Raw genomic sequence first — 26,892 nt, forward strand, 5'->3', positions numbered from 1 at the left:
GTATCGTTCACGACTGGGAGGTCATCATGAACAACGCATTCCCCTCCACCCCGTTCGGCGGCAGCGGCAACGGCAGCAACGGCGGCGACTTCGCCGGCGGGCTCGGCAACCTCTTCGGGGGCTCGCAGGGTCCGGCCGGAGCGCTGTTCGAGGCGATGGACCAGCTCCGCAAGTCGTTCGAGTCGCGTCCCTCCGGCGGGTCGCGCATGGCCCGCGGCGACGTGCGCGCCGCCGTGCTCTCGCTCCTCACCGAGCGACCGATGCACGGCTACCAGATCATCAACGAGATCGCCGAGCGCAGCGGCGGCACCTGGAAGCCCAGTGCCGGCTCCGTCTACCCGACGCTTCAGCTCCTCGCCGACGAGGGCCTGATCGAGGCCGAGGAGCAGAACGGCCGCAAGACCTACGCCCTCACCGAGGCCGGCCGGGCCGTCGCCGCGGAGAGCACCGAGACCCCGCCGTGGGTGCCGTCCTCCGACAAGGACCGCAGCCGTGACGCCCGGTACAGCGCTCTGCCCAAGGCGGGAGTCGATCTCGCCGCCGCGGCCGCGCAGGTCGGGCGCAGCGGCTCCCCGGAGCAGGTGCAGCAGGCCATCGAGGTGCTCGACGAGGCCCGCCGTAGGCTGTACACGATCCTCGCCCAGGACTGACCGCGTCGTGCGGCGTCCGGCGCGGAACGGCGGAAGGATGACGCGATGACGGCAGCGGCGGCACAGGGTCCTCACCGAGCCCGGTACCGCCGCATCCTGTCGTTCGCGAGCCGTGAGTTCCTGAAGATCTGGTGGTTCGAGCTCGTGCTTCCGCGGTTCGGGCTGTCGTCCGTCGCGGAGCGCACGCGCGCCCGCCGCATGCAGCGGTTCGCGCGGCGGTTCCACACGCTCGCGGTCGAACTCGGTGGGCTCATGATCAAGGTCGGGCAGTTCATGTCCTCGCGCCTCGATGTGCTCCCGCCCGAGATCACGGCCGAGCTGGAGGGGCTGCAGGACGAGGTTCCCGCCGTGCCCACCCCGCAGATCCGGGCGCTCGCGGAGGCCGAGCTGGGCATGCCGCTCGAGCGGGTGTACACCTGGTTCGACGACACCCCGGTCGCGGCCGCGTCCCTCGGCCAGGTGCACCGGGCGCGGCTGTCGGCGCTCGATGCGGAGGACACCGGGCTCGACGAGGTCGTGGTCAAGGTGCAGCGCCCGGGCATCGACGAGATCGTCGCCGTCGACCTCGCTGCCCTCCGCCGGGTCGCGCGGTGGCTGACCCGGGTCCGGATCGTCGCCGACCGCGTGGACGCCCCCGCCCTCGTGGATGAGTTCGCCGTCACGAGCCTCGAGGAGATCGACTACCTCCACGAAGCCCGCAGCGCCGAGCGGTTCCGCGAGAACTTCGCCGACGACCCGCGCGTCGCCGCCCCCGAGATCGTCTGGGAGCGCACGACCCGCCGGGTCCTGACGCTGTCCGACGTGACCGCGATCAAGATCAACGACACCGCGGCGCTCCGGGCGGCGGGCATCGACCCCTCCGCGGTCGCCGATGCCTTCGCTGAGGTCATGTTCGACCAGGTATTCACGCACCGGTTCGTGCACGCCGACCCGCACCCCGGCAACATCTTCGTCACGCCCGTCCCTTCGACGGGCTCAGGGACCCAAGAGGGCTCAGGGACCCAAGGGGGCTCAGGGGCCCAGGGCGGCTTCCGGCTCACGTTCATCGACTTCGGCATGATGGCCGAGGTCTCCGACAACCTCCGCCAGGGGCTGCGGACCCTCCTCATCGCGGTGACAGCGCGGGACAGTCGCGGCCTCGTCCGTGCCGCGAAGGAGATCGGCGTGCTGCTCCCCACGGCCGACACGGGGGAGCTGGAGCGAGCGCTGACCGCCCTCTTCGCGCGCTTCGGCGGCATGGGGTTCGCGGAGCTGAGCCGGGTGGACCCGCGGGAGTTCACCGACTTCGCCGAGGAGTTCGGCGACATGGTGCGGCGGCTTCCGCTGCAGCTCCCCGAGGACATGCTGCTCCTCATCCGGGCCGTGTCCCTCACGTCCGGCATGTGCAGCGGCCTGAACCCGGCATTCAACGTGTGGGACGCGGCCGAGCCGTACGCCGCGCGGCTCCTCCGCGACGAGTCCGGAAACCTCATGCAGGACATGGCGGAGCAGGCCATGGCGAACGCGGCCACGACCTGGCGGCTCCCGAAGCGCATCGACGACATCATCACCCGCATCGACGACGGAAACGTCTCCTTCGACACCTCGCGTCTGGAGCGCCGCCTCGACCGGCTGGAGGGCATCGCACGGCGGATCGCCTCCGGTGTGCTGTTCGCCGCGATGCTCGTCGGCGGGGCGCTGCTCGTCGGTCCGCTCCCGCCATTGGGTATCACCCTGCTGTGGGTCTCGGTGCTGCCGCTCCTCGGCGCCCTCGTCCTGGGCCGCCGCCGCCCCCGCTGACTCCCGCCGAACCCCGCCCGAACCCCGCCTGAACCCCGCCCGACGGCCCCGCCAGAACAGGCGAACGCGCGGAATCAGGCGCTCCCAACCAGGAGCGCCTGATCTCCCCCGTCCGCCTGAGGCCCCGCAGGTGGAAAGATGGTCTCTCATGGACACGCCTGAGAAGCCCACCGAACGCTCCGCAGGATCGACCCGTCCGCGCACTGACGCCGTCGTGACCGGGACGCACCGCCAAGCCGCGAAGGCCTCCGAGACCGCGCGCAAGATCGTCCGTGACATCACGACGGTCCCGCCGCGCAGCGTGCACCCGGCGCTCGTGCCCGGTGTCTCGGTCGAGGAGACGGGGCGCACCTACCGCACCGACCCGCTCGTCTTCGGCGTCGCCGCCGCGTTCGCCCTCGCCTTCATCGCGTGGGGCGTGTTCGCGGGCGACAACCTCGCCGGCACCACGAGCACGGTCCTCGCCTGGGTCGTGGAGTACTTCGGCTTCTTCTTCACGACCATCGCCACGATCATCCTCGTGTTCATGCTGTTCGTCGGCTTCAGCAAGTACGGGCGCATCCCGCTCGGCCGCGACGACGAGGAGCCCGAGTTCTCGATGTTCTCGTGGATCTCCATGCTCTTCGCGGCGGGCATGGGCATTGGCCTGGTGTTCTGGGGCGCGGCCGAGCCGCTGACGTTCTTCGAGAACCCCCCGCCGGGCACCGTCGAGGCGAACACCCTCGAGGCCATGCACACCGCGCAGACCCAGGTGCTGTACCACTGGGGTCCGCAGGCCTGGGCGTTCTACGCACTCGTCGGCGGAGCCATCGCGTACGGCGCCTACCGCCGCGGCCGCACGCCGCTGATCTCCTCGATCTTCGCCCCACTGCTGGGCGAGAACCGCACCACGGGCCCGGTCGGCCGCACGATCGACATCTTCTCCATCATCGTGACGCTGTTCGGCACGGCCGCCTCCCTCGGTCTCGGGGCGCTGCAGATCGGGCACGGCGTCGAGATCGTGAGCGGAGCCGGACCCCTCGGCAACGGCATCCTCATCGCGGTCATCGCGGTGCTCACGGCCTGCTTCATCGCGTCCGCCGTCTCCGGTGTCTCCAAGGGCATCCGCGCGCTGTCGAACATCAACGCCGTGGTCGCCATCCTGCTGGCGTTCTTCGTGTTCTTCGTCGGCCCGACGCTGCTGATCCTCAACGTCATCCCGTCGGTCGCGGTCCAGTTCCTCGGCGACCTGCCCACCATGATCGGCCGCTCCGCCTCGCAGGGTGAAGCCGCGCAGGCCTTCCTGTCGAGCTGGACGATCTTCTACTGGGCGTGGTGGATCTCGTGGTCGCCCTTCGTTGGGATGTTCATCGCGAAGATCTCGCGCGGCCGCACGCTCCGTCAGTTCGTGTCGGTCGTCATCGTGGTGCCCTCCGCGATCTCGCTCGTGTGGTTCGCGATCTTCGGCACCACGGCCATCCAGCAGCAGATGGACGGCGCGGGTCTCGTCGTCGACCCGCCGGAGGAGGTGCTGTTCGGGGTGCTGGAGAACCTGCCGTTCCCGCTCGTCACCAGCATCATCCTGATCATCCTCATCGCGATCTTCTTCATCACGGGCGCCGACTCCGCCTCGCTCGTCATGGGCACGCTGTCCCAGCAGGGCCGCCCGGAGCCGTCGCGCTGGGTCGCCGTCGTCTGGGGTGTGCTCGTCGGGGTGATCGCGGCGGTGCTGCTCGTCAGCGGCGCCGAGGGGAGCGGCCTGCAGTCCCTGCAGAACGCGACGATCATCGCGGCGCTGCCGTTCGCGATCATCATGGCGTTCATGATGATCGCGTTCATGAAGGATCTGCGGCGGGATCCCCTGATCCTGCGCGACCGGTATGCCCGGGCCGCCGTCCGCCACAGCGTCATGGCCGGGCTCGAGGAGTACGGCGACGACTTCGCGCTCGTGCCCGTCGAGTACGACCACTCGGAGGACGACCTCGCCTGGATCGACGAGGACACCGTCGACGACACCCTCGCCGAGGTGTACGAGGCCGCGACCGAGGCGATCGACATCATCCCGCCGGCCGAGGTGGACGCCGCCGTCGATGCGGCGATGGACGCCCCTGCCGACAAGGACTGAACGCGGGAGCTCAGGCGCTCACGCCGGGTCAGGCACGTCCTCACGCAGGACGCCTGAACCGGCGTGGTCGCCTGTCTCGGCAGCCGCGGTGATCCGTGCGGCCATGCCGGAGAAGATGAGCCCGTGGAAGGGCAGCACGGCGAGCCAGTACAGCCGGCCGAGGAGCCCGCGGGGGAAGAACACGGCGCGCTGCTCGTAGCGGGCGCCGTCGCCGTCGGGCACCGCGCGCAGTTCGAGCCACGCCTCGCCCGGCACCTTCATCTCGGCGCGGAGGCGCAGCAGATGCCCCTCCTCGGTCTGCTCGACCGCCTCGACGCGCCAGAAGTCGATCGCATCCCCGACTCGGGCGGCGGTGCGGCTGCGGCGTCCGCGGCGGAGCCCCACACCGCCCACCACGCGGTCCATGAGTCCCCGGACCGCCCAGAGCAGCGGCGACGAGTACCACCCGTTCTCTCCGCCGATCCCGAGGATGACGCGCCACAGCTCCGCGACGGACGCGCGGGTCGCGACGGAGCGCTTGTCCGTGAAGACGGTGCGTCCGGCCCAGTCCGGGTCGCTCGGCAGCGGGTCGCTCGGGGCTCCGGTCACCTCGGCGTCCTGCCAGCTCGTCTCCACGGCGTCCGCGTCCACCCGGCCGAGGGCCAGCGCCACGGACCGGCGATACGGCGTGAGCCCGCCCTCGGGGCGCGGGATGAGTGCGTCGACGGCGTGGTCCTTCATGATGCACTCGTTCTGCAGCGACGCGACGAGCGGCCGGGCGATGGAGCGCGGCACCGGCGTGACGAGGTTCACCCAGTGCGAGGCGAGTTCCGGGGTCAGCACCGGAAGGGCCGCGATGGCGCGCTGCCGCAGCCCGGCCTCCACCGCGTACCCGTTCATCATCTGGCCGTAGCGCAGCACATCCGGTCCGCCGATGTCGACCGCGCGGTTCACCTGGTCGTCGACCCGTGCCGCCCCGAGCAGGTAGTGCAGCACGTCGCGCACGGCGATGGGCTGGATGCGGTTGCGCACCCACTTCGGCGCCGGCATGTACGGCAGCACGTCGGTGAGGTGCCGGATCATCTCGAAGGACGCCGAACCGGAGCCGATCACCACGCCCGCCTGCAGGACGAGGGTGGGCACCCCGGACTCCAGGAAGATCTCGCCGACGCGGACCCGGGAGCGCAGGTGCGGGGAGAGCTTCACGTCGTCCGGGTGCAGGCCGCCGAGGTAGACGATCCGCCGCACCCCGGCCCGGGCGGCCGCCGTGGCGACGGTGGTCGCCGCGCGCTCGTCGCTCTCCTCGAACTCCTTCCCGGCCGACATGGAGTGGATGAGGTAGTACACGACGTCGACGTCGTCCATCGCGGAGGCGACGGCGTGCTCGTCGTCGGCGGACCCCTCGAAGATCTCGCACTCCTCGCCCCAGCCGAAGGAGGCGGCGCGGACGGCGTCGCGGGCGAGGACCCGGACCCGGTAGCCGGCGTTCAGCAGGCGCGGGGTCAGGCGGCCGCCGATGTAGCCGGTGGCACCGAGCGCGAGGGCGCGGGGTGCGGAGCCGTCGTCGCGGGGGACCGCCCGCAGGGCGTCCTCGCGACCGGTGGGCTGGGTGAGCTCGCTCATGCTCCGAGCGTAGATCCCGGGGCCGACATGCGGTACGGGCTTGCGCCCGCAGCATCGGCGCCTCCGGGTGACGTCGCGAGCACCCCCGGCGACAGGGTACGGTCGTATCCGTGACCTCAATCGAATCGATTCGACGAGCGCCCGCGGACCGCGCCACCCGCCGCGCGCGCGTCGCCGTCTCGGCGCTGTTCCTCACGAACGGCGCCCTGTTCGCGAACATCCTGCCGCGGTACCCGGAGATCAAGGCCGCCCTCGGCCTCGACAACCTCGGCTACGGTCTCGCGCTCGCCGCCTTCCCTGCCGGGGCGATCGCGGCCGGACTCCTGGCAGCGACGCTGATCCGTCGCTTCGGGTCGGCGCGCGTCGCCGTCATCGGCACCGTCCTCACGAGCCTCGGCCTGCTGTCGGCGGCGCTCTCCCCGACCGGCGTCCTCTTCGCGATCGCCCTCTTCGTCGGCGGCGCCTCCGATGCCATCACCGATGTCGCGCAGAACGCCCACGGCCTGCGCGTGCAGCGGCGGTACGGGCGCTCGATCATCAACTCCTTCCACGCCATCTGGTCCATCGGCGCGGTGCTCGGCGGAGTGATGGCCGCGGGCGCGATCGCCCTGCAGCTCCCGCTCGCCGTCCACCTGGGGATCTCGACCGCGGTGTTCGCGACGGTCGCCCTCGTCGCCCTCCGCTTCTGCCTGCCCGGCCGCGACGACGAGGCCGACGAGGATGCGGTGGCGGAACCCGAGGAGATCGCCTCCGCGGTCCGTCGCGGGGTTCCGGCGCGGACGGTGCTGGCCGTGATCGCCCTGACCCTCATCGCGATGGCCGGAGCCATCGCCGAAGACGCGGGCAACTCGTGGGCCACCCTCTACCTCGGTGACTCCCTGGGAGCGGCGGCCGCGGTCGCACCGCTCGGATTCATCGCCCTCGTCGGCGCGCAGTTCGTCGGGCGTCTGCTCGGCGATCCGATGACCGATCGCTTCGGGCAGCGCTGGGTGGCGCGGGTCGGTGGCCTCATCGCCGCCGTCGGGATGACGCTCGCGCTGCTCTTCCCGAGCGTGCCCGGCACGATCCTCGGGTTCGCGGCCGTCGGCTTCGGCATCGCCACCCTCATCCCCGCCGCGATGCACGCCGCCGACGAGCTCCCGGGGCTGCGGCCCGGGGTCGGGCTCACCGTGGTGTCCTGGCTGCTGCGGCTCGGCTTCCTGCTGTCGCCGCCGTTCGTCGGGTGGCTGGCGGAGACGCAGAGTCTCCGCGCGGGGCTCGTGGTCGCGCCTGTCGCGGCGCTCGTGGCGGTGCTGCTCGCGGGCGTCCTGGACGCCCGGCGCCCGCGGAACGGGTCGGACTAGGCCGGCTCCTCCACGAGATCGGCGCCGCCGTGCGCGGCGTCGGCGTCCGCGGCCTCCTGGATCGCGGCGGTCATCCCCACGAGGAACCGCATGACGACGACGCGCTCCTCGTCGGAGAGGTCGTCCACGAGGGACAGCATGCGCCGGTGCATCGCACCCAGCGTCGCGCGCACCTCGTCGTCGCTGCTCACCGTGGGCACGACGATGCCGGCGCGGCGGTCGGTCGGGTGCGGTTCGCGGCGGGCGTGCCCGCCCTTCTCCAGCCGGTCGATGAGCGTCGTCGTCGACGCGGTGGAGATGTCGAGCATGCGCGCCAGATCGATGGGCCGCACGATGCGCCCGGCCTTCTGCTCGCGTAGCAGGAACCGGAGGGCGACGAGGTCTGTCTCGTTCATCCCCATGGACGCGCGCGTGCGGGCGCGCATCGCCGTCTCGGCGCTGCGGTACCGCCGCAGCATGTTGAGCACGTCGACCGTGGTGGCGCGCTCGCTGTCGGGGTACCAGTACCCGGAGGCGTGGAACTCGCCGGTGCTGTCGGTCACGCGACCTCTCCTTCGTCGCTGGAACCGGCCTCCCGCTCGAGCATCTCCATCGCGCCGGTCTCGACCTCTGCCGGGACGATGCGCAGGAGCCCGCCCGTGATCGCGTCGGTCTCGGCGCCGATGATCTGCTCGATCCGGCGTCGCGAGACGGAGGGGAAGAGGTCCTCCAGGCGTGCGAGCAGATCGGCGTAACGGATGTACGACGCCTCCTCGAGACTCAGTCGCTCGGGCATGGCATCCTTTCGGGGGCAGGTTTCCATCATCGCACCTCTGGAAGTCCCTGGTCGCCTGCGAATATCGCTAGTCAGCCTTACTGTCAGGCTGTCGAGGTACCATGGAGAGCGGGGAAGGAGGATCTCTGAATGGGGAACGCGAGCACCGACGTCTCGACCTCAGCGCTCGCGCGCGATGTCGACGACTTCCGTCGCGCCGACGCGCAGTTGAACCGCCGTCTCGCGGCTCGGCGCGAACCCAACGATACCGACCGTGCCGCGATGCACTTCATCAGCACCGCTCCCGTCGAGAAGCCCGTCACTCCCCGCGACCTCGCCACCTACCTCGGCATCAGCACGGCCGCCGTCACGAGCGTCGTCCGGCGGATGTCGGAGCGGGGACAGATCGTCGTCGCGCCGCACCCCCTGGATGCGCGGTCCAAAGTCCTCCGCCCGTCCCTGCGAGATCTGCACGGCCAGGGTGACGAGCTGGCGCAGCGCGTGGCCGCCGTCGAGGGCGAGTTCACGGCGGAGGAGGCGGCCGTGATCTCCCGCTTCCTGCGCCGCCTGACCGATGAGCTCGGCGATCTTCCCTGATCGATTTGATTTAACTAGTTAAACTAGTAAACTATCCTCGTCCAGGTTTTCTGCCACGAGGAGAAGAACATGGGAACCCTCACCTACGCGAACCTCGCCGAGCCGATCGAGATCGACGACGAGCTGCTCGCCCACCTTCGCGCCGCCACCGTCACCAAGCTGCGGCGCAACGAGCCTTTCGCGCTCACGGTGCAGACCGGCGCCGACCGCACCGAGACGCTGTGGATCCACGCGTCCATCCCGATCCGCTTCGTCGTCGAGACGTCGGTCACCCTGCAGCGACCGCTGCTGGCCCGTCTCATGCAGGCCGCGGGCTCGACCGGCGGACTCGACCTCACCGACCCCGAGCTCGCGCTCGATGCGGTATCGCGCGAACTGCACGCGATGTCCGCCTGATAACGGAGGGGTGCAGACCTGCCTCACCGCCTCGGGATCCTCTTCAAGGGCTCTCGGATCCCGGGCGGTGACGGCTACGGCGAGAACGGAGCGGGGGCTCTCGATCGCCGACCGCGGCATCCGGCCGCCGGGATTCGGGTTCCCGGCAGCCGGATGCCGTTTCTTCGTCAGAGGGCGGTGTAGCCGCCGTCGACCAGGTGGTAGCTGCCGGTGATGAAGCTCGCGGCGTCGCTCGCGAGGAACACCACGAGGTTCGCGACCTCCTCCGCCTGGCCGAGACGCCCGATCGGGTGCTTCGACACGAGGAAGTCCTTCGCCTCGTCGCCCATGTTCGCCAGGAGCGGGGTGTCGATGAAGCCGGGGCCGACCGAGTTCACGCGGACGCCCTGCGCCGAGTACTCGAGAGCGGCGGTCTTCGTCATGCCGACGACGCCGTGCTTGGCGGTGACGTAGGCGGGGGAGCCCGCGAAGCCGACGCTGCCGAGGATCGAGGCGATGTTCACGACCGAGCCGCCGCCGTTGGCGAGGATCGACGGGATCTGCGCCTTCATGTTGCGGAATACGGCGTTGAGGTTGATCGCGATCACCTTGTCCCACGCGTCTTCCTCGTAGTCCGCGGTGGGCGCCGTCGCGCCGCCGATGCCGGCGTTGTTGACGCCGATGCGGAGCGGGGCGAGCGAGTTGGCGAGCTCGACCGACGAGGCGATCCAGGCCGGGTCCGTCGCGTCGCCGACCGACGCCTCCGCGGTGCCGCCAGCGGCGCGGATCTCCTCGACGACCGCGTTCGCGTGCTCCGCGTTCAGGTCGTTCACCACCACCGCCGCGCCGTTCTGCGCCAGCAGCAGGGCGACCGCGCGGCCGATGCCGCTGCCCGCTCCTGTCACGATCGCCGAGCGGTTCGAGACGTCGTACTGAGCCACTTTCGGGCTCCTTCCCGGGCGGGCGCGGTGCCGGGAGATCTTCTCGGACGGTCCGTCCTTCCCTCCAGCCTACGCCCGGAATACCGGTGTGGATTCAAGTGAATGGAAATGGTCAGCGGGCTGGCTGCGCTGTGGGGACCGTCTGCCCCGGTGTCGACTCATCCGACTTCACGAAGATCCCTACGAGCAAAGCAGCGACGACCGCGATCAGTCCGTTCCACGACAGCACGATTCCGAGGGTCTCGACGGGGAGGCCGAGTTCGTCGTCGAGCAGGAAGATGAGACCGAAGGAGTTGACGCCCGCAGTGAACGTCACGCCGTAGGAAGCGACCAGCATGCCGGGCGCGAGTCGGTTGCGCGCCAAGATGCCTACAGCTTCGGGAATGCCGCGGATCGAGTTGGCGGCTTCCACCAGGCCGCTGCGGATGCTGACGCGGAGAGGCGTCTCATCTCCACTCCTGGGCTCGGGGCGGATCAGGACCTGCAGGAGCGCGGCCGAGATGAGGAAAGACACCGCGTCCAGGAGGAAGGCGACCGACGGGCCGTAGGCGGCGAAGGCAAGCGCCGCCAACGCCGGACCGACGGAGGCGAGGGCCCAGCTCACCGCCTGGATGATGCTGTTCGCGCGGGGATCATTCCGCGCCGAACCAGGCGGGGCACGAAGACGAACGCCGACGAGGCGAAGAAGACGCTCGCCGTCGCTGCGCTGAAGACGAGCACATAGGCGAGCGCGCCTGGAGCAACCAACCATGCGACGACAGCGAGCGCCACGCTGAGAGCGCCGCGGATGAGCATGGTGGCGATGAACGTCTTCCGAAGGTCGAAGCGATCGGCGATCGCTCCGGCGATCGGAGCGAAGAGCATCCCGGGGACGACTCCTGCCAACAGGAGAAGAACGCGAGTGAGCTCCTTGTCCGGCGTCTCCTCGTAGAACCAGAGATTCAACGACATGACCCGGAAGGCGTCGCCGAGGTTCGACACGGCGATCGTGCTCAGGAACACGAAGAAGGTTCCGGGGAGGCCGAAGAACGACCTTCCGGCGCGCCGCACTGTGTTCATGCTCTGCCTTCTCGAGTCGGTCCAAGAGGATCCGCCCACCGGAGCCGAGCGGGCCTCGTCCTGTTGGGTGACACGGGGTCGACGGGGCCCTTCTCGCGGGCGGCCACGGTCGATGAACTCTTGGCACAGTGGGCCCAAGAATTCGCTCGCGTTGCGAGGCAGTTGATCACGAGCCGTCGGGAGCACCCTCCAATGACGTCCATGGGCGCGGTGCTGAGTTCAGCTCATTGCGTAATCGACCTGGCAGAGATGGTCGTCGGTGCTGGCTGTCGACCTCATGCGAGCAGCGAACAAGGACGAGAGATTCTCGGCCCAGTGTGCCGAGAATCTGCCTGCGGATCGATGTGCCACCTCAGCATCGTTGGCTCATGGAGCCCGGAAGTCCATGTTGTCGCGGCGTTCAGTGCCGATCAATTCGTGAGGGTGTTGTCCATGTGAGAGCCGAGGTAACCGACGGTGACGTAACCGACGTCGGAGTAGGTATCCAGAAAGTAAAGTCGGGGAGCCACGCCAGTGAGGTTCGAGAGCTTCAAGTGAGCTACCATGAGGGCTTTGCCGGTGGCGTCGACTTTCGTGTCCACGGGCAGCGTGCGCTGTGCACGGAACTTGTCGTTGGATTTCACCGTCTCGCTTTCGGACCAGACGATCTTGCCGATCTGGACTCTGTGGCTGTGGTCTTTCTGGTGGGTGACGAAGTGGCTCAGCGATTGATCGAAGGTCGCATCATCTCGAGCGCGTGAGTAGGTGTTGAAGGTCAACAGCGCGTCCCAGGTCTTCATGACTGCTGCCTGTCCAAGAACTGTATGTTCGTCGAGCTCGAGAGCGTCTTCGATGTCACCGGTGAAGCGCACTCCGGACAGCTCCTTCACTCGATCAAGAAGCTCAGCAAAAGTCTCCGGGTACTCCTTGGGGGCTTCCTGATCGACGAACGACCATGCCGCTGTCGCACCCTCTGCGCCGAGGTCGGTAAGCGCGCGTCGGAGATAGTCCACCTGACGGGCGAGCGTCGCCGCTTCCTCCCTGGTCGCGGTGAGGAGCGCGTACTGTTCGTCAGCCTCTGCTTGAACCTCCGCGAGGAGATGTTCGGCTACTGAAGCGCGTCGAGCTAGGGCCTTGTTCTCGTTGAGTCCCTTGGTGACTTCACTCTCAGCGAGCTCCGCGAGTGCCCTCCAAACGGCAGCTTCGTCTTCGGCGGGCTGCTCGGCGGGGAGGGGTTCGTGCAAGGCCGCGAAGGGCTGCAGACGTTCTTTGCGGAGGAACTCGTAGTCGACCTCTCGCAACACATCTGGAATGCGAAGAGCGTTGAGGCGCTTCAACTGAGCGTTGCGAAGGATGCGTCGAATACGAGCCTCAGAAGACTCGCGAAGGGTAGATGCGTGGAGGAGGCGGTGCTTGTACGCGTCTTGCCGGTCGGAGAGGTCAACACCGGGAAGGTAGGTGCGCATGGCTCCTGGAGAGACCCAGTGGCCCGCGCCACCGTACTGGCGGTTGAAGATGGCGCGGGCTTCCGGGGTCAGGGCGTACCCAATTCCCATGCCCTGAATCTGTCCGGCGAGCCTTGTTATCTTCTCGGCCCACTCGTTCGCGTCGGTACCGTCAGGTGCAGCGGTAACGAATACTGCTCCGATGCGTTCCGAGTCGGCGAGAATTCGAGCGAGCTCTTCAACGTGACTTTGGCTCGCGATGACCTGGAATTCGGAGACCGGTTCGGCGGCACCGTCGTTCATGTTGACGGTGTTGAGGATGTCCTGCACGAAGGTGGGTCGTCCGCTCATCTGGACTTCCTCGACTTCGCGACCATTGGTGTTGGTCCAGAGGAGTGTGGGGGGTTCGACATCCACCCAGAGCCACAGCCTGCCTTCGGCCAGGGCTAGGGTTACGTTGGTGATGCCCGTGCGGGACGTTTCCGGATTCTCGTACCACTTCGGCGGCGCCCAATCCTCGACGATGGTCCACCGCTTGGCGCTGATACTGCCGTTGTCGTTGGCATAGGTGATCGCGGTGAGCGTCGCTCCGGTCGAGTGGGTGAGTGTTCCAGCGGAGGGAAGTTCCGCGTAGCCCTTCTTGCGGGTGATCCAACTGCTGAAGGCTTTGATGATGTCGTTGAGATTGTCCTCGGTGGGGTTAGCGGTGAGAATCGTCCTGTACCCAAGTGCCATCAGCGCCTCTCCCAACGAGTTCGTTCTCGCACTCATCCTAGGGACGGCTTCGGAAACTGGCGGGATGTCACCAGCGGGGCGGTTGACTAGGTCGTCGGCCCGCAGTGTGCGAAGTCCGCGCTGGACCGTGGTCGCGATTCGGAACGGGCCCCACCCGGCCGAGTAGCCGCCCGGGTTACGAGTCGGATGCCATGGCCGCAGTCACATTCGCGGTCGCTGCACGGCCCCGCCCGCGACGAAGCTGGCAGTCATCGGGGTGGGCAGCACATGTGCAAGGAGCGGAGAATTCCGATGAGGCGTTGACACACTCTCGACGCGGGTCTAACGTACAACCAAATGGTTGCACAAACGGAGTTGAGCGAAGCGGAGGTCGACCGTGTGTTCCACGCACTGGCGACGTCGACCCGGCGGGACATCCTGCGCCGGACGATCGAGCGGGAGCAGTCCGTCTCGACCCTCGCCTCCGAGTACGAGATGTCGTTCGCCGCGGTCCAGAAGCACGTGGCCGTGCTCGAGGCGGCGAACCTCATCGTCAAGCGCGCCGAGGGACGCGAGCGGCTCGTCCGCGCGAACCCCGAGATGATCGCCCGCGCCAGGGCGCTCCTCGCCCGATACGAAGAGCTGTGGCGGTCGCGCATCGCCCGGCTCGACGATCTCCTGGCCGAGCCCTCCCCGCCCGCGCGGGAGCGACCGGCCTCCACCGACCCCACCAGCAGTCAACGCAACGAATCGCAAGGAGACTGACATGCCTGTCACGGACATCATCACGGATGCCGAGAACCTCACCATGACCGTCGTCGCCGACCTCGCCGCGCCCGTCGAGCGCGTCTGGGCCGCCTACACCGACCCGCAGCAGCTCGAGCGGTTCTGGGGTCCTCCCGGCTGGCCGGCCACCTTCACCCAGTGGGACCACACCGTCGGCGGGCGGGCCGTCTACACGATGAACGGTCCCCGCGGGGAGAAGGCCTCCGGCACGTGGGAGTTCCTGGAAATCGACGCGCCGCGCAGCTTCACGGTGCTCGACTCGTTCGCCGACGAGGAGGGCACGCCGGATGCGAACCTCCCCTCCATGCGCATGACCTTCACGTTCGAGCCGACGGCCGAGGGCACGCGCATGGTCAACACGAGCCACTTCACGTCCGCCGAGGCGCTCGAGCAGGTGGTCGCGATGGGCGCCGTGGAGGGCACCCGGATGGCCATGGCCCAGCTCGACGCCGTGTTGCAGGACCTCCGCGACTACGCCCAGGGCAAGGGCACGCGGGTGGAGCTGCTGGACGACACGCACGTGCGCATCACCCGGCTCGTCGAGGGTCCGCGCGAGCTGGTGTGGCGCGCCCACTTCGAGCCCGACCTCATCCGGCAGTGGATGCTCGGCCCGGACGGGTGGGAGATGACCGAGTGCGTGTCGGCGACCGAGGTCGGCCAGTCGTACCGGAACTCCTGGGCGCCCGTGGGCGACACGGAGGGTGAGCCGTTCGGATTCGAGGGGGAGGCGCTGCTGATCGACGCCCCGAAGCGTGCCGTCACCACCGAGCGGATGCAGGGCATGCCGACCGAGACGCTCAACGATCTCAACCTCTACGAGGAGGACGGCGCGACCCTCGTCACGGTGCTCATCGAGTATCCCGACAAGGAGACGCGGGACATGATCCTCGCCACCGGCATGGCCGACGGCATGGAGGCCTCGTTCGCGCGACTGGAGCGGGAGCTGCTGTCCGTCTGACACCCAGGCACGCGCGCCGGAACAGGCGGTTCTCGTGGAGAGCCGCCTGTTCCGGCGCTTCTGCCTGTGCGAAAGCGGGATAAAGTGGCGGCACGATGAGGATCACGCGCCGTACCCTGCTCCTCGGCGCCGGAGCCGGTGCCGTCTCGGTGCTTCTCGCCTCCTGCACTCCGGAGCCGGAACCGACGCCGACCCCCACCCGCGCGCGCGAACCGGAGCCGCCGCCCGGCGTCCCCGCCCCGAGCGGGAGCGTCCGCAGCACCTGGACCACCGACCCCTTCGCCCGGGGCGCCGCGAGCTTCACTCCTGTGGGGGTGCTCGCCGCGACCCGTGCGGCACTCGCGCAGCCCGTCGACGACCGGCTCTTCTTCGCGGGCGAGGCGACCGACGACGAGGCGCCGGGTACCGTCCGGGGAGCCCTGCGGTCGGGCCGCCGTGCCGCGCGGGAACTCACCGTCGCCGCCGAGGACGGCGAACGGGTGGCCGTGATCGGCGCCGGGATCGCCGGGGCGACCGCCGCCGCGCAGCTCGCGGAGGACGGCCTGCAGGTGACGGTGTTCGAAGCGCGCGACCGCGTCGGCGGCCGGATCCTCTCCCGCGCGGAGGACGACTGGCCGGTTCCGGTGCAGCTGGGCGCGTGGCTGTTCGGCGACGCCGACGCGGAGCTTCTCGAGACGATCGACGAGGGGGACATGGACCTCGTGGACCTCGACGGGGCGCGGTGGCGCTCGGCCGAGGGCGATGTCGACCCCGTGGACCCGCAGCCGGTGGAAGCCGCGGTGACCACGGCGCAGTCCGCCGCGCAGGACTCCTCGGTGGCGGACGCCCTGGTGGCAGCCGGCATCGACCCGGAGGATCCCGCGACCGCTGCGCTCCTGGCGCTCCTCGCCGCACGGACGGGCGCGGACGCCGCGGACCTGTCGAGCTGGTTCGCCCCGCCGCTCCCCGACGCGGCGCTGCAGGGGGTCGGCGACGACCTGACCCCGTTCATCGAGAGTGCCCTCGACGGCGTGAAGGTGGGGCTGAGCTCGCCGGTCACGCGTCTCGCGTGGGACGACACCGGGGTGAGTGTGCGCCTCGGCACCGGGGAGGCCCTCTCCTTCGACCGGGTGCTGCTGACGGTGCCGCTCGGGGTGCTGCAGGAGCAGGCCCTCGAGTTCGACCCGCCGCTGCCGTTCGACAACCGCGGCGCCGTGTCCGCGCTCGGCATGGGCGCCATCGAGACGGTGTGGCTGCGATGGGACGAGCCGTTCTGGGACGGTGACGAGGCGATCTGGCACGCGGTGGGCGACGACATCGCGATCCCCACGTGGATCAACCTCCGCCCCTCGACCGGCGAGAACGTGCTCGTCGGGATCGTGGGCGGTGCGGCGGCGCGGGACTTCGCGGAGCTCGGGGAGGCCGAGGCCGTCGAGGCGGCGCTCGCATCGCTGGCGCTCTACGCCTGAACCGTCTCGCGTGCGGCCTCGGCCGGGGCGCGGTCCTCGGGAGGGGGCTCGGCAGGAGCGCGGTCCCACGGGTCCGGCAGGCGGCTGATGAGCACGAGCGCGGTCGCCACGGCGGCGAAGACGGCCAGCGCGATCGCGCAGGAGACGGTGAACTCGACGGGGCCGCTCACCTGCCGCGGGTCGAGGAAGTAGTACGGGTACCAGCCGATCAGTGGCCCGCGGATGAGCGTCGCGACGCCCCACAGCACCGGATAGGCCAGGGTCACCGGGATCACGCGCCACGGCACCGCCCGATGCCCCGGGGCCAACGCCCAGGCGGCGACCGTCACCGCGGGCAGCCAGAAGTGCAGCACCTGATCCGACCACGGCACGTCGATGCGGATCCCCCGGACTCCGGCCTGCCAGACGAGGATCGCGAACACGAGTCCCGCCGTGATGGTCCAGGTGAGCACGAGGGCGAGCGCCACCGTGAGCCACCGCGGATCGCGGGCTCTGCGCAGCGCGAGGACTCCGGCCACGGTGAGGAGGACGACGAAGGCGATGTTCGACTGGTTCGTCAGGTACGCGAAGAAGTTCTGGCTCGCGATGGTGTTCGACGCGAGTCCCCACGCGAGGCGGTGGATCAGCGCGATGAGGCAGACGGCGGCGGCGGTGAGTCGGAGCAGGCCGAAGACGGTGCGCCTGCTCACCGTCGCCTCGTCCTTTCCGCCATCCGCCGAGTCTACGGAGCCGATCCGGGGGACGCCGCATCAGGCCGTCGCGCGGGTTCAGGCGCGGGCGGGTGTGGGGGCCTGTTCTCGCGCGAATGCCTGCTGTGGCGGAGGGAGTCAGCGGCGCGGGGCGCGCGTCGACCACAGGGCCAGCGCGATGAGCGCCGGCTGGAAGAACAGACGCACGAAGCGCTTCATATCGGTGTCGAGTCCGAAGCCGTCCCGGTGATGCATCCACTGCGCCACGTTGCCCGGGAAGACCGCCGCGAAGAAGAGCGCGGCGACGGTGCCGACCGTGCGACGGCGGCGTCGGGCGAAGAGGAGAGCGGAGCCGAGCGCGACCTCCGCGACGCCGGACGCGAGCACCGTGGTGTCGGGATCGAGCGGCAACGATTCCGGCACCTGCGCCTGGAACTCCTCGCGGGCGAACGTGAGGTGGGAGACGCCGGCGAACACGAGCGAGGCGCCGAGGAAGATCCGGCCGATGGTGCGGGGAGTCGACATGGTGCGAGTGTACGCCTCGCCGTCGCCGTCAGATCAGGCGGCGGAGCGCTTCTTCGAGGGTGATGCCCTGCGCTTCGGCGCGGTCCCGGAGGCGCGCGTGCTCGTCGGGGGACAGCGGGAGCTGGATCACGATGGGGTCGTCCTGCGCGAGGTCGAGTCCGTCGAGGAGGTCGGAGGTCTCGGCCCACAGCGGCGCGGCGAACTCCGCCTCCGCGACGGGGGTCGAGGTGCGGGAGGAGGCTGTCGTCGAGGCGGATGCCGGGGCTTCGGCGGCGGCAGCGGCGACCGGCGCGGAGGCGGCGACGGCGGCTCCGGCATCGGTCGCGCGGGTGAACCCGGGGCCTCGACGCGGCTCCTGCTTCTGCTGATAGGCCTTGGCGGCGGCGTTCGCGCGTTCGTCGGCGGCTTCGTTCAGCGGGTGCCCGGCGTGGCCCTTGACCCAGGAGAACTCGACGTCCCGACCGCGCAGGGCCTCGTCGATCCCCTCGAGGAGGTCGCGGTTCAGCACGGGCCCGCCGTCGGACTTCCGCCACCCGCGGCGCTTCCAGCCGGGCATCCACTTCGTCACGGAGTCGATCACGTAGCGGCTGTCGCACTCGATCAGGAGCTTCTCGTCGGTGCCGGCCGTCGCCCGGAGCAGTTCGAGGACGGCGCGGAGCTCGCCCTGGTTGTTCGTGCCGTGCGGGGAGCCGCCGGCCGCCCAGTTCGCGTCGTCGATGTACCAGGCCCAGCCGTTCGGGCCGGGGTTGCCCAGGGCGGAGCCGTCTGCGGCGGCGGTGATGGTCATCCGTCCACCGTATCGCTGGCCGCGGACGCCCTTTCGCGCCGCGGTCGCACGGAGTGGTCCGGAAGCTGCGACGGGGGTGCGAAACAGCGACGCGCGGTGTCAGTCCTCGGGGTCGGCGTTCTCGGTGCTCGCGGCCTCGGGGGCGGGCGGGGCGACGGGGAACACGATGGAGCTCACCGAGGACGAGGTGTCGAGGCCGAGGGTCAGCGGGTCGAGCGCCGGCGCGGCGTCGAGCGTGTCTGCGGGCGAACTCTCGAGAGGTTCAGAGGGGAGTCCCCACTGCTTCTCTTCTTCCTCGGGTCGCTGCTGGAAGAGTCCCATGTGTCCATTGTCACCCCCAGGCGGCGCGGGGTCGCGGTTTCCCACCGAGGTCGCAGGGATCCGGTGGGTTCCTGCGACGGGACTGCGAATCTGCGACCGCGGCTCACGCGTCGCGAGCGGCCTCCCGCACGGCATCGACGAGGGTGCGCCACGGACCGTCCACGGCGGAGTCGGGCAGCTCGCGCTCCCGGCGCTCGGACGGGGTGCGGGCGCGGATGCTCCAGACGAACCGATCGGCTCCCGGCGGGGTGTCGACGTCGTCGTCCCAGGGGCAGCTGTCGATGAGGCCGATCCATTCCTCGGCGTCCGGCGGCTCGGCCTCCACACGCCACTGGCGACGGATGCCGGCGAGACCTCCCGAGCGCACGACGGCGATGACGACGGGGGCGTCAGGCGGAGTCGGGTCCTCGGTCATCCTCATAGACTCCCACGGTCGTCCACGCGCGTCGAGCGGCGGCGACCGTCTCCTGATCGACCGTGGCTGCCGCGGCGACCGAGGCGTCGGCGAACTCGGTGAAGTTCGCGGTGCTCGACAGCCCGCCGGTGAGTGCCCGGTACCAGACCGTGCCGGCGCGCTCCCAGGCGTTGCCGCCGAGGTCGAGGGCGAAGAGGGCGAAGGCGCGATTCGGGATGCCGGAGTTGATGTGCACGCCCCCGTTGTCCTCGGTGGTGCGCACGAATCCGCTCATGTGGTCGGGCTGCGGGTCTTTCCCGAGTTCATCGTCGTCGTAGGCCGTGCCCGGCGCGATCATGGAGCGCAGGGCTGACCCTTCCACCGCATCCGTGAAGATCTCCGCTCCGATGAGCCAGCTCGCCTGGTCGGCGGACTGCCCCAGGGCGTACTGCTCGGTGAGGGCGCCGAACACGTCGGCCACGGACTCGTTGAGTGCGCCCGGCTGCCCCTGATACTCCAGGTTCGCCGTGTGCTGCACGACACCGTGGGCGAGCTCATGCCCGATCACGGTGAGCGAGCCGGTGAAGTGCTGGAACACCTCGCCGTCGCCGTCGCCGAACACCATGCGCTCGCCGTCCCAGAACGCGTTGTCGTAGTCGACGCCGTAGTGGACGGTCGCGTCGAGAGGAGCGCCGGCGTCGTCGAGCGAGTTGCGGCCGAACGCGGAGAGCAGCATCTCGAATGTCGCGCCCAGGCCGTCGAACGCCTCGTTGACGGCGGTGTCGGCGACGGGCTCATCGTCTTCCGTGCGGACCACGGCCCCCGGGAGCTGCTGCGTGTTGCCGGCGTCGCTGATCGTGCGGTTCGGCGCATCCGAGAGCTGCGCGACGAGGTCGCCGTTCTCGTCGATGGAGAGGTCGATGCGGGCGCGGAACGGCGGGCGCCCCGCGGTGAGCGTCTGTCGGGCGGCGGCGGCGGCCTTCGGGAACCGACCCGACTCCGCCAGGCGGGCGAGCAGGTAGGAGGGGACGACGCCGGGATGCGGGAAGGATTCTGCGCTGCTCATGCGTCGACCCTACGCCGGGGCGCGGACACAGCAGGAGACCCGCCGCCGTTCTGCGATGAGGGCGGGAGCGATGTCGGTGGTGGCCGAGCGCGTACTAGTCGGCGGATTCGCCGCGGGAGGCGCCCGGTCGGCGTCGTGCCCCGATGACGAGCAGCACGATTCCCAGCAACGCCAGCAGGACGTTCACACTGAGGTACACGGCGCCGTCGGCGCCGCCCGCCCGGACGACCGAGAAGGATGCGACCGTCCCGACGACGGCCAGAGCGAGGCACACGAAACCGATGATCCTCAGCATGCCGGCCCTCCTCATCGCATCCCTCCGTCCGGACACAGCGTAGCCGCGAGGCGCCCTGCACCCCACACAGCAGGAGACCCCCAGGACGGTCGCGTAAAATCGGCCTAATGACCGACGCGCCCGACGCCACCCCCGACCTGGGCCCCGGCATCGACCCCGACGACCTCGCCACGACGCTGCGCGTCCTCGCCGAGCTGCACACCATCGACAACGAGCACCCCGACTTCGTGGCCGTGCGCCACGCGACCGCGGCCATGTTCAAGGCCGTCAAGCGCGTGCGGCGCAAGGAGATCCGGGATGCGATCGCCGAGGCGGACAAGGCCGTCGTCGCCCGCACCGCCACCGGCGCCCCCGACCGCATCGACGACGAGACGCGCGGGCACGACCTCGCGTCCCGTGTGATCGACGCCCCCATCGCCGGCGAGCTCCTCAAGCCGCGCAACTGCTACATCTGCAAGCAGCCGTACACGCTCGTCGACGCGTTCTACCACCAGCTCTGCCCGGACTGCGCCCGCTTCAGCCACGGCAAGCGCACCGCCCGCACCGACCTCACCGGAAAGCGCGCGCTGCTCACCGGCGGCCGCGCGAAGATCGGCATGCACATCGCGCTGCGCCTCCTCCGCGACGGCGCGCACACCACGATCACCACCCGGTTCCCGCGTGACGCCGTGCGCCGGTTCTCGGCCCTGCCGGACGCGGGCGACTGGCTGCACCGGCTGCGTGTGGTCGGCATCGACCTCCGCGACCCCGCCCAGGTGATCGGGCTCGCCGACTCGGTCGCCGCGCAGGGCCCGCTCGACATCCTCATCAACAACGCCGCCCAGACGGTCCGCCGCTCACCGGGGGCGTACTCGCTGCTCGCCGACGCGGAGCTCCAGCCGCTGCCGGACGGTCCGCTGCCGGAGATGGAGACCTTCGGGCACACCGTCGACCCGCACCCGCAGGCGCTGCAGGCATCGGTCGACGCGCATCCGCTGCTCTCGGTCGCGGCGCTCGGCGGCACGGTCGCAGAGCAGGGGGGACAGGCGCTCACGGCCGAAGACCTCGCGCGGCTCGCGATGGCCCCCGGCTCCTCCTCGCTCGAGAAGCACGCGGACGGCACGGCGATCGACGCGGGCGGCCTCGTGCCGGACGTGAACCGCGTCAACAGCTGGGTGCAGTCGGTGGATCAGGTCGATCCGCTGGAGATGCTCGAGGTGCAGCTCGCCAACACGACCGCTCCGTTCCTGCTCATCAGCAGGCTGCGGGCGTCGATGGCCGCGTCGTCGTCGCGCCGGAAGTACGTCGTGAACGTCTCCGCGATGGAGGGGCAGTTCTCCCGGCGCTACAAGGGCCCCGGCCACCCGCACACGAACATGGCGAAGGCCGCGCTCAACATGCTGACCCGCACGAGCGCGGGGGAAATGTTGGAGAAGGACGGCATCCTCATGACCGCCGTCGACACCGGCTGGATCACCGACGAGCGCCCGCACTACACGAAGGTGCGCCTCGCGGAGGAGGGCTTCCATGCCCCGCTCGACCTGGTCGACGGCGCCGCCCGGGTGTACGACCCCATCGTGCGCGGCGAGGCCGGCGAGGACATCCACGGCGTCTTCCTCAAGGACTACGAGCCCAGCCCCTGGTGACGGCCGTTCGAATCGCCTGAATGGTTCCATCCGGAGCCGAAATAGGGCCAATCGGGCGATTCGAAAGCCGTCAGCCGGGGTAGGGGTGAGGGAACCAGACCGTCACGATGAGGCCTCCGCCGGTGCGGGGTGTGAGCACGAGGGTGCCGCCGTGGGTCTGCGTGATGCGCTGCACGATCGCGAGGCCGAGACCCACCCCGGCGTGCTCCGGCCCGCGCGTGCGCTCGGTGCCGCGCTGGAAGGGCTCGACGAGCGTCGCGACCTGGGAGGCGTGCAGCTCCGCACCGGTGTTCTCCACGACGAGGGCCACCGCGTGCGGGAGGGAATGTGTGCGCACCGCCACGGAACTGCCGCCGTCGCTGCGGTTGTGGACGATCGCGTTGGCGACGAGGTTCATGACGAGCTGCGGCAGCAGGGCGGAGGAGCCGAGCACGGTCGCCGGCACGCCGGACACCTCCACCTCGACCCCGCGGCGGTCGGCGAGCGGGAGGAGAACCTCGACGGACTCCTCGGCCAGGAGCGACAGGTCGACGAGCGTCCGCGGGAAGGTGCGCTGATCCGCCCTGCTCAGCAGCAGCAGCGCCTCGGTGAGGTCGATCGCGCGCGTGTTGACCTCGTGGAGCCGGTCGATCAGGGCGTCGACGTCGCGGTCGGGATCGGTGCGGGCCACGTCGAGGAGGGTCTGCGAGATGGCCAAGGGCGTCCGCAGCTCGTGCGAGGCGTTCGCGGCGAAGCGCTGCTGCTCGGCGACGTGTGCCTCGAGCTGCTCGAGCATCGTGTCGAAGACGTCGGCGAGGTCGCGGAACTCGTCGCTCGGGCCCTCCATGCGGATCCGGTGCGACAGGGAGCCCTGCGCCGCGAGCCGTGCGGCGTCGCCGATGCGGTCGAGCGGCGCCAGCATCCGTCCGGCGAGCAGCCACCCGCCGCCGAGGCCGATCGCGAGCAGCGCGACCATCACCATCGCCGCGACCGGCACGAACGCCCGGATCAGATCCGAGCGGTTGGGGACGAAGAAATCGACGACGGGGATCTGCACATCCGGGACGTACCGCAGGAGGTAGAGCGCCACGGCCCCGAGCAGCAGGAGGCCGGACACGACGACGATGCCCGCGTAGCTCAGCGTCAGCTTGAGGCGGACGCTCAGCCCCCGTCGCCTACGCATCCGCGTCGGCTCCGATCCGGTAGCCGACGCCGGGCACCGTGAGGATCAGCCACGGCTCGCCGAGGCGCTTGCGCAGCGAGGAGACGGTGATGCGGACGGCGTTCGTGAACGGGTCGGCGTTCTCGTCCCACGCCCGCTCCAGCAGCTTCTCGGCGCTGACCACCCCGCCCTCGGCGTCGACGAGCACCTCCAGCACGGCGAACTGCTTGCGGGTGAGGGCGACGTAGCGGCCGTCGCGGTAGACCTCGCGGCGGAACGGGTCGAGACGCAGCCCGGCGATCTCCAGCACCGGTGGCCGCGCGCGCTGTCGGCGGCGGTCGAGGGCACGCAGCCGCAGCACCAGCTCCCGCAGCTCGAACGGCTTGGTGAGGTAGTCGTCGGCGCCGAGCTCGAACCCGGACGCCTTGTCGTCGAGGCGGTCGGCGGCCGTGAGCATGAGGATGGGGATGCCGCTGCCCGAGGCGACGATCCACCGCGCGATGTCGTCGCCGGACGGGCCCGGCACGTCGCGGTCGAGGATCGCGATGTCGTACGCGTTGATGCCCAGGAGTTCGAGCGCGGTGTCGCCGTCGCCGGCGATGTCAGCCGCGATCGCCTCCAGTCGCAGCCCGTCGCGGACCGCCTCGGCGAGGTAGGGCTCGTCCTCGACGATCAGCACACGCATGGCAGTGATCCTACGCAGTGCGGCATATCGCCGGTGTATGGAAAAGGCCATACGCCGTGGCAACCGCGTGCTCTCTTCACTGGAAGCATGAACGACCTCCGCACCCCCCGAGCCGTCCGTGCCCGGCGCCGTCGGCGGATCGCCACCACGGCGTCCGTGCTGGCGCTCGCCGTGGTCGGCGCCGTCGCCGTGCAGCAGTCGCTGTCGGCCGCGTTCGCCGAGACCGCCCCGCACGTCGCCGGCCCCGCCCCTTCCTCCTATCCGCACCCGCCGACCGGATCGGTGCTCGCGCCGAGCGAGGCCGACGGCGTGATCCGCGACGGCGATCGGCCCACGGTGTTCGACGTCGACAGGGTCGCCGTCGGCAATCTCGACCCCGCCCTGCTCGACGCCCTCCAGCGCGCCGCCTCCGATGCGGAGGCCGACGGGGTGACGTTCCTCGTGAACAGCGGATGGCGTTCGGCGGCCCTGCAGGAGCAGCTGCTTCGCGACGCGATCGACGACTACGGCTCGCAAGAGGAGGCGCGCCGCTGGGTGGCGACCGCGGAGACCTCGGCGCACGTCTCCGGCGACGCCGTCGACCTCGGTCCCCTGCCCACTCTCGACTGGCTCACACAGCGCGGATGGCGCTACGGCCTCTGCCAGACCTACGGCAACGAATCCTGGCACTACGAGCTGCGACCGGAGGCCGTCGAGGACGGCTGCCCCGCACAGTACGCCGACCCCACCGAAGACCCGAGGATGCAGCGATGACGGCCGTGCTCGCGGAGGGGATGACCCTGTCCCGCCTCCACGCACCGACACTGTCCACCCTCCCGGACGCCGTGACCGAGAACCTCCGCCGTGTGCGGGAGGCCGCCGCGGTACCCGTCATGGCCGTGGTCAAGGCCGACGCGTACGGCCATGGAATGGTGGCCGTGGCGACCGCCGCCGTGGCCGCGGGGGCCGAGTGGCTCGGGGTCACCGACGTCGCCGAGGGGGTCGCGCTGCGCGAGGCCGGACTGCGCGTGCCGATCCTCGCCTGGCTGCATCCCGCGGGCATCGACGCGCCGCGCGCGGCCGCCGCCGGGGTCGACGTGGCTGTGGGTTCCGTCGAGGAGCTGCGTCAGCTCGCGGCCGATGCCACAGCTTGCGTGCGGGTGCACCTGCACCTCGACACCGGGATGGCGCGCGAAGGGTGTCCCGTGGAGGACTGGGATGCGCTGCTGCGCACGGCGCGGGCGGCCCGTGGCCGGATCGAGGTCGTCGCGGTGATGGGACACCTCCCGCACGCCGACAGCGCGGATCCGCGGGCGAATGCGGCCGCGGTGCTGCGGATGCGCCAGGGGAGGGACGCGGTCCTGCGCGCCGGCTTCGGACCGCTGCTCGTGCATCTCGCGGCGACCTCGGGCGCCCTGACCGATCCGGCGACGCACTTCGACATGGTGCGGGTGGGGGCCGCCCTCGTGGGGATCGACCCGTCCGAGACGGTCTCTCTGGTCGGGGCCTCGCGTTTCACCGCGCCCGTGGTGCACAGCGCCACCGTGCCTGCCGGCACGGTGGTGGGCTACGGCGGGACGCACACGACGGCGGCGGCCACGCACCTGAGCGTGGTGGGCGTCGGATACGCCGACGGCGTCCCGCGGGAGATCGCGTCGGGCGCGGGGGTGGAGATCGGAGGCGAACGGCATCCGATCGTCGGCCGGGTGTCGATGGATCAGATCGTCGTCGACACCGGGGGGAGGGCGTTCCCCCGGGGAGCGGTCGCGACGGTGTTCGGGCCGGACGGCGGCGCGGTGCCGTCGGTGCAGGAGTGGGCGCGGTGGGCGGGCACCATCCCGCACACCATCGTCACGGGCATCGGCCCGCGGGTGAAGAGGAGCGTGGCATGACGATGAAGGTCCTGGTCATCGGAGGGGGACAGAATCCCGAGCACGAGGTGTCGCTCGCCTCGGCGGCAGCGGTCGCCGCGGCGCTGCGGTTGGGCGGACACACCGTCACGACCGTGACGATCGACCGCGACGGCGTGTGGCGGGCCGACGGCATCCCGCCCGGCGTGAGTCCGGCGGCGTCGTTGCAGCAGGCCCTGCCGCTGCTCGCGGCGAGCGACGTCGTGTTCCCTGCGGTGCACGGCGCGCTCGGGGAGGACGGCGCCCTCGCGGCGCTGTGTGCGCTCGCCGGGGTGCCGGCCGTCGGCTCCGCGCTGGGGGCGGGGGCGATCGGCATGGACAAATGGGCCACGAAGCTCGTGGCCCAGGCCGTCGGGCTGCGCACCGCCCGAGGGCGGCTGGTCGCCGCGGAGGACATCGGCGACGTGGAGTTCGAGGGCGCCGTCGTGGTCAAGCCGGTCACGGCCGGCTCGAGCCACGGCGTGAGCCTGGTGACGGAGGAGGGCGATCTGCTCACGGCGCTGCGGGGGGCGGCGCGTTTCGACCGGCGGATCCTGGTCGAGGAGGTCGTGCACGCGCGGGAGATCGACGTCGCCGTGCTGCGGGAGAAGGGCGGGGTGCGGTGGGCCGCCCCGCCCCTGGAGATCCACGCGCCCGGGCTCTTCGACACCGCGACGAAGTACGACGGCACGGCCCGCTTCACGGTTCCCGCGCAGCTCGACGCGGCCGCCACGACAGCGCTCAAACGCGCCGCGATCGCGATGTTCGACGCGCTGGGGTGCGACGGGGTCGCCCGCATGGACTTCTTCCTCACGGACGAAGGTCCGGTGCTCAACGAGGTCAACACGATGCCCGGGCTGACCGCCGCCTCCCAGGTGCCGCGGATGTTCGCGGCGGCCGGAGTGGACTACGTCGACCTCGTGGACCGGCTCGTCCGAGCGGCCGTGTGAGAAGGGGTCGAC

General features: G+C 70.4%; 29 protein-coding genes. 13 read left to right on the top strand and 16 right to left on the bottom strand.

Going from position 1 to position 26,892, the window contains the following annotated elements; genetic code table 11:
• The first annotated feature begins 26 nt into the window (after positions 1-26).
• The 3 genes from KZC57_RS11240 (at position 27) to KZC57_RS11250 (ending at position 4,533) form a co-directional block, all read left to right on the top strand.
• Positions 27-650, top strand: coding sequence for a PadR family transcriptional regulator (locus KZC57_RS11240; protein WP_247641783.1), 624 nt, complete (start codon positions 27-29; stop codon positions 648-650).
• A 45-nt stretch (positions 651-695) separates the two neighbouring features.
• Positions 696-2,429, top strand: a complete 1,734-nt coding sequence (locus KZC57_RS11245) for an AarF/ABC1/UbiB kinase family protein (protein ID WP_247641784.1) — start codon at positions 696-698, stop codon at positions 2,427-2,429.
• Between the two features lie 148 nt (positions 2,430-2,577).
• Positions 2,578-4,533, top strand: a complete 1,956-nt coding sequence (locus KZC57_RS11250; RefSeq protein WP_060921949.1) for a BCCT family transporter — start codon at positions 2,578-2,580, stop codon at positions 4,531-4,533.
• Between the two features lie 18 nt (positions 4,534-4,551).
• On the opposite strand, the gene KZC57_RS11255 is transcribed toward KZC57_RS11250, so the two are convergent.
• On the bottom strand, positions 4,552-6,135 hold the full coding sequence (locus KZC57_RS11255) for an SDR family oxidoreductase (RefSeq protein WP_247641785.1): 1,584 nt from the start codon (positions 6,133-6,135) through the stop codon (positions 4,552-4,554).
• A gap of 119 nt (positions 6,136-6,254) precedes the next feature.
• Here KZC57_RS11255 and KZC57_RS11260 point away from each other — a divergent pair, with 119 nt between their 5' ends.
• Positions 6,255-7,478: an MFS transporter gene (locus tag KZC57_RS11260; protein ID WP_247642182.1), complete on the top strand. Its 1,224-nt coding sequence runs from the start codon at positions 6,255-6,257 to the stop codon at positions 7,476-7,478.
• On the opposite strand, the gene KZC57_RS11265 is transcribed toward KZC57_RS11260, so the two are convergent.
• Together KZC57_RS11265 and KZC57_RS11270 are read right to left on the bottom strand one after the other, a co-directional pair.
• Positions 7,475-8,020 carry a MarR family winged helix-turn-helix transcriptional regulator gene (locus KZC57_RS11265; RefSeq protein ID WP_060921947.1) on the bottom strand — a complete coding sequence of 182 codons (546 nt, stop codon included), beginning with the start codon at positions 8,018-8,020 and terminating at the stop codon, positions 7,475-7,477. The two genes, KZC57_RS11260 and KZC57_RS11265, sit on opposite strands and share 4 nt — an antisense overlap.
• Complete coding sequence (locus tag KZC57_RS11270; RefSeq protein WP_247641786.1) at positions 8,017-8,253, bottom strand: hypothetical protein; 237 nt, start codon at positions 8,251-8,253, stop codon at positions 8,017-8,019. Before KZC57_RS11270 ends, KZC57_RS11265 begins: the two co-directional genes overlap by 4 nt.
• Before the next feature lie 129 nt (positions 8,254-8,382).
• Between KZC57_RS11270 and KZC57_RS11275 the strand changes: the two genes are divergently transcribed.
• Positions 8,383-8,829 (top strand): MarR family winged helix-turn-helix transcriptional regulator, encoded by a 447-nt coding sequence (locus KZC57_RS11275; protein ID WP_247641787.1) that lies wholly within the window; start codon positions 8,383-8,385, stop codon positions 8,827-8,829.
• A gap of 69 nt (positions 8,830-8,898) precedes the next feature.
• Entirely contained in the window at positions 8,899-9,225 is a 327-nt protein-coding gene (locus KZC57_RS11280) for a hypothetical protein (RefSeq protein ID WP_060921944.1), read from the top strand.
• A 167-nt stretch (positions 9,226-9,392) separates the two neighbouring features.
• On the opposite strand, the gene KZC57_RS11285 is transcribed toward KZC57_RS11280, so the two are convergent.
• The 4 genes from KZC57_RS11285 to KZC57_RS11300 form a co-directional block, all read right to left on the bottom strand.
• On the bottom strand, positions 9,393-10,145 hold the full coding sequence (locus KZC57_RS11285; protein WP_062633228.1) for an SDR family NAD(P)-dependent oxidoreductase: 753 nt from the start codon (positions 10,143-10,145) through the stop codon (positions 9,393-9,395).
• A 112-nt stretch (positions 10,146-10,257) separates the two neighbouring features.
• A complete protein-coding gene (locus KZC57_RS11290; protein ID WP_247641788.1) occupies positions 10,258-10,749 on the bottom strand; it encodes an MFS transporter in 492 nt (163 codons plus the stop codon).
• Positions 10,746-11,204: an MFS transporter gene (locus KZC57_RS11295; RefSeq protein WP_247641789.1), complete on the bottom strand. Its 459-nt coding sequence runs from the start codon at positions 11,202-11,204 to the stop codon at positions 10,746-10,748. Before KZC57_RS11295 ends, KZC57_RS11290 begins: the two co-directional genes overlap by 4 nt.
• Before the next feature lie 410 nt (positions 11,205-11,614).
• A complete protein-coding gene (locus KZC57_RS11300; RefSeq protein ID WP_247641790.1) occupies positions 11,615-13,363 on the bottom strand; it encodes a hypothetical protein in 1,749 nt (582 codons plus the stop codon).
• Positions 13,364-13,699: 336 nt separating this feature from the next.
• On the opposite strand from KZC57_RS11300, the gene KZC57_RS11305 reads away from it, so the two are divergent.
• The 3 genes from KZC57_RS11305 (at position 13,700) to KZC57_RS11315 (ending at position 16,534) form a co-directional block, all read left to right on the top strand.
• On the top strand, positions 13,700-14,107 hold the full coding sequence (locus KZC57_RS11305; RefSeq protein WP_217582898.1) for a helix-turn-helix transcriptional regulator: 408 nt from the start codon (positions 13,700-13,702) through the stop codon (positions 14,105-14,107).
• A gap of 1 nt (position 14,108) precedes the next feature.
• Positions 14,109-15,086, top strand: coding sequence for an SRPBCC family protein (locus KZC57_RS11310; protein WP_102208607.1), 978 nt, complete (start codon positions 14,109-14,111; stop codon positions 15,084-15,086).
• 95 nt (positions 15,087-15,181) lie between these two features.
• Positions 15,182-16,534, top strand: a complete 1,353-nt coding sequence (locus KZC57_RS11315; RefSeq protein WP_247641791.1) for an FAD-dependent oxidoreductase — start codon at positions 15,182-15,184, stop codon at positions 16,532-16,534.
• On the opposite strand, the gene KZC57_RS11320 is transcribed toward KZC57_RS11315, so the two are convergent.
• From KZC57_RS11320 to KZC57_RS11350, 7 genes are all read right to left on the bottom strand, one after another.
• Complete coding sequence (locus KZC57_RS11320; protein ID WP_247641792.1) at positions 16,525-17,223, bottom strand: Pr6Pr family membrane protein; 699 nt, start codon at positions 17,221-17,223, stop codon at positions 16,525-16,527. The two genes, KZC57_RS11315 and KZC57_RS11320, sit on opposite strands and share 10 nt — an antisense overlap.
• Positions 17,224-17,361: 138 nt before the next feature.
• Positions 17,362-17,748 carry a DoxX family membrane protein gene (locus KZC57_RS11325; protein ID WP_025104051.1) on the bottom strand — a complete coding sequence of 129 codons (387 nt, stop codon included), beginning with the start codon at positions 17,746-17,748 and terminating at the stop codon, positions 17,362-17,364.
• Positions 17,749-17,776: 28 nt separating this feature from the next.
• Positions 17,777-18,535: a ribonuclease H gene (locus KZC57_RS11330; protein ID WP_247641793.1), complete on the bottom strand. Its 759-nt coding sequence runs from the start codon at positions 18,533-18,535 to the stop codon at positions 17,777-17,779.
• A gap of 99 nt (positions 18,536-18,634) precedes the next feature.
• Positions 18,635-18,856, bottom strand: a complete 222-nt coding sequence (locus tag KZC57_RS11335; RefSeq protein WP_247641794.1) for a hypothetical protein — start codon at positions 18,854-18,856, stop codon at positions 18,635-18,637.
• Positions 18,857-18,959: 103 nt separating this feature from the next.
• Entirely contained in the window at positions 18,960-19,271 is a 312-nt protein-coding gene (locus tag KZC57_RS11340; protein WP_247641795.1) for a protealysin inhibitor emfourin, read from the bottom strand.
• Positions 19,246-20,316: a M4 family metallopeptidase gene (locus KZC57_RS11345; protein ID WP_247641796.1), complete on the bottom strand. Its 1,071-nt coding sequence runs from the start codon at positions 20,314-20,316 to the stop codon at positions 19,246-19,248. The genes KZC57_RS11340 and KZC57_RS11345 overlap by 26 nt, the downstream gene beginning before the upstream one ends.
• A gap of 94 nt (positions 20,317-20,410) precedes the next feature.
• Positions 20,411-20,611 carry a hypothetical protein gene (locus tag KZC57_RS11350; protein ID WP_247641797.1) on the bottom strand — a complete coding sequence of 67 codons (201 nt, stop codon included), beginning with the start codon at positions 20,609-20,611 and terminating at the stop codon, positions 20,411-20,413.
• A gap of 107 nt (positions 20,612-20,718) precedes the next feature.
• On the opposite strand from KZC57_RS11350, the gene KZC57_RS11355 reads away from it, so the two are divergent.
• Positions 20,719-22,236: an SDR family oxidoreductase gene (locus KZC57_RS11355; protein WP_025104046.1), complete on the top strand. Its 1,518-nt coding sequence runs from the start codon at positions 20,719-20,721 to the stop codon at positions 22,234-22,236.
• A 70-nt stretch (positions 22,237-22,306) separates the two neighbouring features.
• Here KZC57_RS11355 and KZC57_RS11360 read toward each other — a convergent pair whose 3' ends face one another.
• Together KZC57_RS11360 and KZC57_RS11365 are read right to left on the bottom strand one after the other, a co-directional pair.
• Positions 22,307-23,398: a HAMP domain-containing sensor histidine kinase gene (locus tag KZC57_RS11360; RefSeq protein WP_247641798.1), complete on the bottom strand. Its 1,092-nt coding sequence runs from the start codon at positions 23,396-23,398 to the stop codon at positions 22,307-22,309.
• Entirely contained in the window at positions 23,391-24,062 is a 672-nt protein-coding gene (locus KZC57_RS11365; protein ID WP_247641799.1) for a response regulator transcription factor, read from the bottom strand. Before KZC57_RS11365 ends, KZC57_RS11360 begins: the two co-directional genes overlap by 8 nt.
• 87 nt (positions 24,063-24,149) lie before the next feature.
• Here KZC57_RS11365 and KZC57_RS11370 point away from each other — a divergent pair, with 87 nt between their 5' ends.
• From KZC57_RS11370 to KZC57_RS11380, 3 genes are read left to right on the top strand one after another with little or no spacing between them, the layout of a single operon-like run.
• On the top strand, positions 24,150-24,815 hold the full coding sequence (locus KZC57_RS11370; RefSeq protein ID WP_247641800.1) for a M15 family metallopeptidase: 666 nt from the start codon (positions 24,150-24,152) through the stop codon (positions 24,813-24,815).
• Positions 24,812-25,933, top strand: a complete 1,122-nt coding sequence (gene alr, locus KZC57_RS11375) for an alanine racemase (RefSeq protein WP_247641801.1) — start codon at positions 24,812-24,814, stop codon at positions 25,931-25,933. Before KZC57_RS11370 ends, alr begins: the two co-directional genes overlap by 4 nt.
• Positions 25,930-26,880 (top strand): D-alanine--D-alanine ligase, encoded by a 951-nt coding sequence (locus KZC57_RS11380; RefSeq protein WP_105949101.1) that lies wholly within the window; start codon positions 25,930-25,932, stop codon positions 26,878-26,880. Before alr ends, KZC57_RS11380 begins: the two co-directional genes overlap by 4 nt.
• The last annotated feature ends 12 nt before the right edge of the window (positions 26,881-26,892 follow it).

Source organism: Microbacterium sp. KSW4-4, assembly GCF_023091185.1.
Classification (GTDB): Bacteria; Actinomycetota; Actinomycetes; order Actinomycetales; family Microbacteriaceae; genus Microbacterium; species Microbacterium paraoxydans.

Bases quoted from the DNA above. Each gene is read 5' to 3' on its own strand.
- KZC57_RS11355 (WP_025104046.1), top strand. From the start codon at position 20,719: ATGACCGACGCGCCCGACGCCACCCCCGACCTGGGCCCCGGCATCGAC.
- KZC57_RS11270 (WP_247641786.1), bottom strand. From the start codon at position 8,253: ATGCCCGAGCGACTGAGTCTCGAGGAGGCGTCGTACATCCGTTACGCC.
- KZC57_RS11335 (WP_247641794.1), bottom strand. From the start codon at position 18,856: ATGGGACTCTTCCAGCAGCGACCCGAGGAAGAAGAGAAGCAGTGGGGA.
- KZC57_RS11280 (WP_060921944.1), top strand. From the start codon at position 8,899: ATGGGAACCCTCACCTACGCGAACCTCGCCGAGCCGATCGAGATCGAC.
- KZC57_RS11340 (WP_247641795.1), bottom strand. From the start codon at position 19,271: ATGACCGAGGACCCGACTCCGCCTGACGCCCCCGTCGTCATCGCCGTC.
- KZC57_RS11365 (WP_247641799.1), bottom strand. From the start codon at position 24,062: ATGCGTGTGCTGATCGTCGAGGACGAGCCCTACCTCGCCGAGGCGGTC.
- KZC57_RS11295 (WP_247641789.1), bottom strand. From the start codon at position 11,204: ATGAACACAGTGCGGCGCGCCGGAAGGTCGTTCTTCGGCCTCCCCGGA.
- KZC57_RS11380 (WP_105949101.1), top strand. From the start codon at position 25,930: ATGACGATGAAGGTCCTGGTCATCGGAGGGGGACAGAATCCCGAGCAC.
- KZC57_RS11360 (WP_247641798.1), bottom strand. From the start codon at position 23,398: ATGCGTAGGCGACGGGGGCTGAGCGTCCGCCTCAAGCTGACGCTGAGC.
- KZC57_RS11345 (WP_247641796.1), bottom strand. From the start codon at position 20,316: ATGAGCAGCGCAGAATCCTTCCCGCATCCCGGCGTCGTCCCCTCCTAC.
- KZC57_RS11240 (WP_247641783.1), top strand. From the start codon at position 27: ATGAACAACGCATTCCCCTCCACCCCGTTCGGCGGCAGCGGCAACGGC.
- KZC57_RS11370 (WP_247641800.1), top strand. From the start codon at position 24,150: ATGAACGACCTCCGCACCCCCCGAGCCGTCCGTGCCCGGCGCCGTCGG.
- KZC57_RS11275 (WP_247641787.1), top strand. From the start codon at position 8,383: ATGGGGAACGCGAGCACCGACGTCTCGACCTCAGCGCTCGCGCGCGAT.
- KZC57_RS11305 (WP_217582898.1), top strand. From the start codon at position 13,700: ATGGTTGCACAAACGGAGTTGAGCGAAGCGGAGGTCGACCGTGTGTTC.
- KZC57_RS11245 (WP_247641784.1), top strand. From the start codon at position 696: ATGACGGCAGCGGCGGCACAGGGTCCTCACCGAGCCCGGTACCGCCGC.
- alr (WP_247641801.1), top strand. From the start codon at position 24,812: ATGACGGCCGTGCTCGCGGAGGGGATGACCCTGTCCCGCCTCCACGCA.
- KZC57_RS11255 (WP_247641785.1), bottom strand. From the start codon at position 6,135: ATGAGCGAGCTCACCCAGCCCACCGGTCGCGAGGACGCCCTGCGGGCG.
- KZC57_RS11300 (WP_247641790.1), bottom strand. From the start codon at position 13,363: ATGGCACTTGGGTACAGGACGATTCTCACCGCTAACCCCACCGAGGAC.
- KZC57_RS11350 (WP_247641797.1), bottom strand. From the start codon at position 20,611: ATGCTGAGGATCATCGGTTTCGTGTGCCTCGCTCTGGCCGTCGTCGGG.
- KZC57_RS11315 (WP_247641791.1), top strand. From the start codon at position 15,182: ATGAGGATCACGCGCCGTACCCTGCTCCTCGGCGCCGGAGCCGGTGCC.
- KZC57_RS11310 (WP_102208607.1), top strand. From the start codon at position 14,109: ATGCCTGTCACGGACATCATCACGGATGCCGAGAACCTCACCATGACC.
- KZC57_RS11325 (WP_025104051.1), bottom strand. From the start codon at position 17,748: ATGTCGACTCCCCGCACCATCGGCCGGATCTTCCTCGGCGCCTCGCTC.
- KZC57_RS11250 (WP_060921949.1), top strand. From the start codon at position 2,578: ATGGACACGCCTGAGAAGCCCACCGAACGCTCCGCAGGATCGACCCGT.
- KZC57_RS11330 (WP_247641793.1), bottom strand. From the start codon at position 18,535: ATGACCATCACCGCCGCCGCAGACGGCTCCGCCCTGGGCAACCCCGGC.